Annotated in this window: 3 protein-coding genes and 2 pseudogenes; 2 read left to right on the forward strand and 3 right to left on the reverse strand. The window is 66.9% G+C overall.

Going from position 1 to position 5,187, the window contains the following annotated elements:
• Together BN903_RS14235 and pheA are read left to right on the forward strand one after the other, a co-directional pair.
• Positions 1 to 738, forward strand: a 738-nt coding sequence (locus BN903_RS14235) for a DR2241 family protein (protein ID WP_048078356.1), incomplete at its 5' end; no start/stop codon positions are given.
• Between the two features lie 91 nt (positions 739 to 829).
• A complete protein-coding gene (pheA, locus tag BN903_RS14240) occupies positions 830 to 1,636 on the forward strand; it encodes a prephenate dehydratase (protein ID WP_048078357.1) in 807 nt (268 codons plus the stop codon).
• Positions 1,637 to 2,167: 531 nt separating this feature from the next.
• On the opposite strand, the pseudogene cysS reads toward pheA, so the two are convergent.
• The 3 genes and pseudogenes from cysS to BN903_RS16135 all read right to left on the reverse strand — a co-directional run.
• Positions 2,168 to 3,657, reverse strand: a pseudogene (cysS, locus tag BN903_RS14245) (cysteine--tRNA ligase).
• 88 nt (positions 3,658 to 3,745) lie between these two features.
• Entirely contained in the window at positions 3,746 to 4,126 is a 381-nt protein-coding gene (locus BN903_RS14250) for a hypothetical protein (protein WP_048078358.1), read from the reverse strand.
• A gap of 62 nt (positions 4,127 to 4,188) precedes the next feature.
• Positions 4,189 to 5,103, reverse strand: a pseudogene (locus BN903_RS16135) (pyridoxal-phosphate dependent enzyme); the annotation flags it as partial.
• Positions 5,104 to 5,187: the final 84 nt, after the last annotated feature.

Here is a 5,187-nt window from a genome sequence, read left to right on the forward strand (position 1 = left end):
GAGCGCCGCTACGACGTGCGCCACGCGGACGACGCCGGCGTCCCCGTCGACGAGCTGGAGACGCACGAGGACCCGCTCGACGCGCGCGAGCTGGCCACCTTCGACGAGAAGGGACGCTACCGCCCCCTCAAGACCGCGCCGTCGCTCGCCGGCGGGTGGGTCTTCCCCGATCTGGGACCGCGCGACCTCTACGAGACGATCGAGACGATCTACCCCGCGACCGTCGCCAACTGGCACCGCGAGCGCGAGGGGAACTTGGACGTGACCCACTGGCGCGAGACGATGGCGCGCCAGTCCGGCATCTACGGCGTCGTGAAGACGTGGGACCGCGGCGAGGGGCACGAACACGTGAACTGGGTCGCGGAGGCGTGCTGTGACGACTCGCAGTGTCTCAAGCGCCGGGAGTGGGAGTACGACGAGGACGAAGACCTCGACGTCGACGGCGGCGACGGCATCTTTCCCTGCCGCGAGCCCTGCTCGGTGGTCGTGTCGGCCGCCCGCAAGTGGACGCGGCTGGAGAGCGAACAGGAGCGCACCTACGAGTTCGACCTGACGCCCAGCGAGAAGGAGCAGGTGGAGGCCATCATCGACGCGGTCGCGGACGGCCGGACCGACGAGATCCGCGAGGCGGACACGAAGGAGGGCGCGAACCGTTACCGCGCGCGCTTCCTGCGCGCCAAGCGGTTCGACGACGACGGCAACCTCGGCGGGGTGCCGAGCGAGTCTGACGAGGAGTGAGCCGTCGCAGACGAAGCAGTGGCGGTCGCGTCCGCTCGAAACATCGCCGCGCCCCGCAGGCTTTTCTCACCGCCCCCGGTACGGTGGGGTAATGAACGCCGTCACGCTGGGTCCCGCCGGCACGTACTCGCACCGCGCCGCACGCGCCGTCGCCGCCGAGGTGTCGTTCCGGGAGTCGGTCACCGCCATCGTCGACGCCGTCGCCGACGGCGAGTTCGAGCGCGGGGTCGTCCCCATCGAGAACAGCATCGAGGGGTCGGTCACGGAGAGTCTCGACGCGCTCGCGGAGTACGACGTGTCAGTCACCCGCGAGGTCGTCACGCCGATCCGCCACGCCCTCCTCGCGCAGGACGACGAGTTCGAGGTCGTCGCGAGCCACTCGCAGGCGCTCGCGCAGTGTCGCAACTGGCTGGAGACCAACTACCCGTCGGTGGGCCTCGAAGCCGTTGCCTCCACCGCTCGCGGGGTCGAGCGTGCCCGCGAGGACGCCCGCGTCGCCGGGATCGGCCACCCGGACAACGCCGGTGACGACCTCGAAATCCTCGCGGAGGACATTCAGGACCGCACCTCGAACGCGACCCGCTTCCTCGTCGTCGGTCCCGAGTCCGCCAAGTCCGACGCCGGCGGGAAGACGACCCTGATCGTCTATCCGAACGCGAACTACCCCGGCCTCCTCCTCGAACTGCTGGAGGCTTTCGCCGACCGCAACCTCAACCTCTCGCGGATCGAGTCGCGCCCGAGCGGCGAGCGCCTCGGTGACTACCTGTTCCACTTCGACGTCGATGCCGGCCTCTACGAGGACCACACGGCGAAGGCGGTCGAGGACATCGAGGCGATCGCCGACAAGGGGTGGGTGAAGGTGCTCGGGTCGTACGACGCCGAGCACGTGTTGGAGTAGGACACCACGGAGACTGCTATTTATAAATAAATGCGGCGGTGGCGCGTGCCTCCGAGCGTGCCGCCGAAGGCGGCCGGGAGGAGCACGCGCGAGGGAGTCGCTGGCGGCGATAGCCGGCAGCGACGAGGCTGGGGAGGTGTGAGGTGCGGTTGCTGTGCTGGGTGGGGTGGGACTCGAAGGGGCAGCCGCGAGGACGCCACAGGCGTTCACGAGAGCGAAGCTCTCGTGAGCCAATCAGAACGCGGAGCGTTCTGATGACGACGCGAGCACCGCAGGGAGCGAGTAAAACGAGCGACCGAGGAGCGTGGTTCGAGACGCCTTCGGCGTCTCGTCATCACGAAAATCTTCGATTTTCGAACGACGGCGAGCGTGCGGCGTCCTCGCGGCTGGGGCTTCGTGGGTGTTCGTCGCCGTGTCGATCAGCGATCTATAAACCCCGACGTACAGCCGAGCGGCCGAGCCGGGGATGTCCGCTACCGATTCCGCGTGAGCGATTTATAAGTGACTCTACCTGTACTCGGCGTCTCACCGCTATTCGAACCGGTACGTCGCCCCGTCCGGACCGTCCTCGATCTCGACGCCGACCTCCCGGAGCGCATCCCGGAGCTCGTCGGCGCGCTCGTAGTTGCCCGCCTCGCGCTCGGTCTCGCGCACGTCCAGAATCAGCTCGACCAGCTCGCCGGCCAGATCCACGTCGCCGTCGCTCGGCGACTCGAACTGGAGGCCGAGCACGTCGCCGCCGAGCTCCTCGAACGCCTCTGCCGCCTCGCGGAGGGCGCGGTAGTCGTAGGCGTTCGAGGATCCGTCCTCGATCCCGTCTACATGGCGGTTCACCGCGTCCGTGAGATCGAGCAGGGCCGCGGTCGCCTCCCGGAGGTTGAGGTCGTCGTTCATCGCGGCCGCGAACTCGTCGCGGGCGGTCTCGACCGCGTTGCGAAGCGCGGCGTCCTCGGCCTTCGCACCGGCGTCGGTGGAGTCGAGCGCGTCGACCGCGCGGTCGTAGGTGCGCGAGAGGCGCTCCCAGCGCTCCTCGGCCTCGGCGACCGTCTCCTCGGTGAGCGCCTGCTCGGAGCGGTAGGCGGCCCCGGCGTAGAAGGTGCGGACCACGTTGACGCCGAGCTCTTCGAGGGCGTCCGGGACCGTCCAGAAGTTGCCGATCGAGGAGGACATCTTCTCGCCGTCCATCTCCAGGAGGCCGACGTGGAGCCAGTGGCGCGCGAACGTCTCGCCGGTGGCCGCCTCCGACTGCGCGATCTCGTTTTCGTGATGGGGGAAGACCAGGTCGCGGCCGCCCATGTGGATGTCGAGCGTGTCGCCGAGGTGCGTCGTCGACATCGCCGAGCACTCGACGTGCCACCCGGCCGGCCCTCGCTCCACGGCGACTCCCACGTCTCTCCCGCGGGCGTCTCCGCGCCGTGGTCGTGTTTCGCGTGTTCGCGCGCGGCGGTCTCGCTCACGCCGTCCGCCTTCCAGAGCGCGAAGTCCGACGGGTTGCGCTTCTCGGAGCGCTCGTCCGGTTCGCCCTGCGCTTCGAGCGCGTCGGTCTCCTGGTTCGAGAGCTTCCCGTACCCGTCGAAGCTCGTCACGTCGAAGTAGACGGAGCCGTTCGACTCGTAGGCGTACCCCTTTTCGATCAGCGTCTCCACGAGGTCGAGTATCTCCGGGACGTGCTCGGTGACGCGGGGGTACACCTCGGCGCGCAACAGGTTCAGCCCGCGCATCGCGTCGAAGACGCTCGCGGTGAACGTCTCGGCCACGTCGCGCTCTTCGGTCCAGTCGTCGCGCTCGCCGACACGGGCCGTGATCTTCTCGTTGACGTCGGTGACGTTCTCGACGTGACGCACGTCGTAGCCGACGTGTTCGAGCCACCGATGGAGGACATCGGCGTGGAACCACAGCCGGGCGTGACCGAGGTGGGGGTCGTCCGACACCGTCAGTCCACAGACGTACAGCGTGACGTCGCCGTCGGCCGTGAACTCGACGCGCTCGTCTTCCAGGGTGTCGGTAACGACGAGACTCATTACGAGGTGGTAGCTCGGGTGAGTGTTTCAAATCGTCGGATCAAGCAGACTGAAGCCGGCTGTTCTCCGGATTTATTTATCCAAAAACTCAGAGGAAGAGTATCGTCCCGACTTGGACCGCTGCGTATCCGAGCACCATCACGATAATGAGCTTGATCAGCAACCCCGGAATGTTGTTCGGGATCTCGTCCCACTGCTCTGCGATCCCCGGTCCTTCCGGCTCCACTGCCGGCGGTGTCGTTCCGCTGTTTCCGAAGATATCTTCTCCGAACATCTGCTCTAACTCGGCGTCCTGTCTGTCCATCATCGCGTCGAACTCGTTGTAATTGTCGAACCGATTCTTGATCTGGCTGACGTACGACGCCGAACAGTCACACGCTTCCGCAATCTCCTGGTTTGTTGCGTTCGGATTGTCCCGCCATGTGAGGAGGATGTCCCGCTGTAGATCCGTCTTGGAACTGTTACCCATATTTTCGATGATTACATTTCACTGATAGTATTTTCTACGAAACAGAATCTAATGAATAGTAATTAGAGGAATCGATCGGCTGATCCACTTATAAATTTCAATGGCGAGACGGAGATACTTCCAAAGCCCCAGTCGGCGAGGCGGGCGCACACTCGCTGCGGTCCTCGGTCGTTCGCTTCGCTCACTCCCTGTGGTCCTTGCGTCGCCTGCGCCCGCCTCGCCGACTGCCCCTTTGAGTCCCACCCGACCGCACCGCACAGCCTCATGCCTCCCCAGCCTCGTCGGCCGCGTCCGTCGGGCTCCCTTCGGTCGCCCTCGTCGCGGCCGACTCCCTCGCGGGCGGTTCGCGCCGCGGTGCGGCGCTCGACCGGCGCGCCACCGCCGTGTCCATTTATAAGTAACCGGCACGGTTCCTCACCCCTCCTGGTCGTCCACTCAACCTCGTAGCCCGCCTCGCGCACCGCCCTAAGGACGCGGTCGACGTGGGCCGGGCCGTTGGTCTCCACCTCGAACACGAGGTCGGCGTCGCCGACGGGGAGGTCCGGTCGGCTGCGCTCGTGGCGTACCGTCCGGATGTTCGCGCGCTCGCCGCCGATCAGCGTGGATATCTCTCCCATCGTCCCGGGCGTGTCGTCGATCCGGACGGCGAGCTCGATCAGCTGGTGACGGTCCACGAGGGCGTGGGTCACCACCTCCTTCAGCGTCGTCACGTCGATGTTCCCGCCACAGAGCAGGGGAACCACCGTCTCGCCGGTTAGGTCGAGTTCGTCGACGGCGTCGTCGTTCAGGAGCGCGGCCGCGGCGGTCGCGCCCGCGCCCTCGACCATCTGCTTCGCGCGCTCTAGGAGTAGCAGGATCGCGTTCGCCACGTCGTCGTCGCTCACGACAACGGCGGCGTCGAGGTGTTCGTCGAGGAGGCCGAACGTGAGGTCGCTCAGCCCGCCGGTCGCGATCCCGTCGGCGATGTGTCCGGCTCCTCGCGCGCGACGAGCTCGCCCGCCGCCGAGGCTCTCGGAGAGGCGTCGACGCCCCCTCGGTCTGGACGCCGATCACGCGCGTCG

The sequence above is a fragment of the Halorubrum sp. AJ67 genome (assembly GCF_000513435.1).

Bases quoted from the DNA above. Each gene is read 5' to 3' on its own strand.
- pheA (WP_048078357.1), top strand. From the start codon at position 830: ATGAACGCCGTCACGCTGGGTCCCGCCGGCACGTACTCGCACCGCGCC.
- BN903_RS14250 (WP_048078358.1), bottom strand. From the start codon at position 4,126: ATGGGTAACAGTTCCAAGACGGATCTACAGCGGGACATCCTCCTCACA.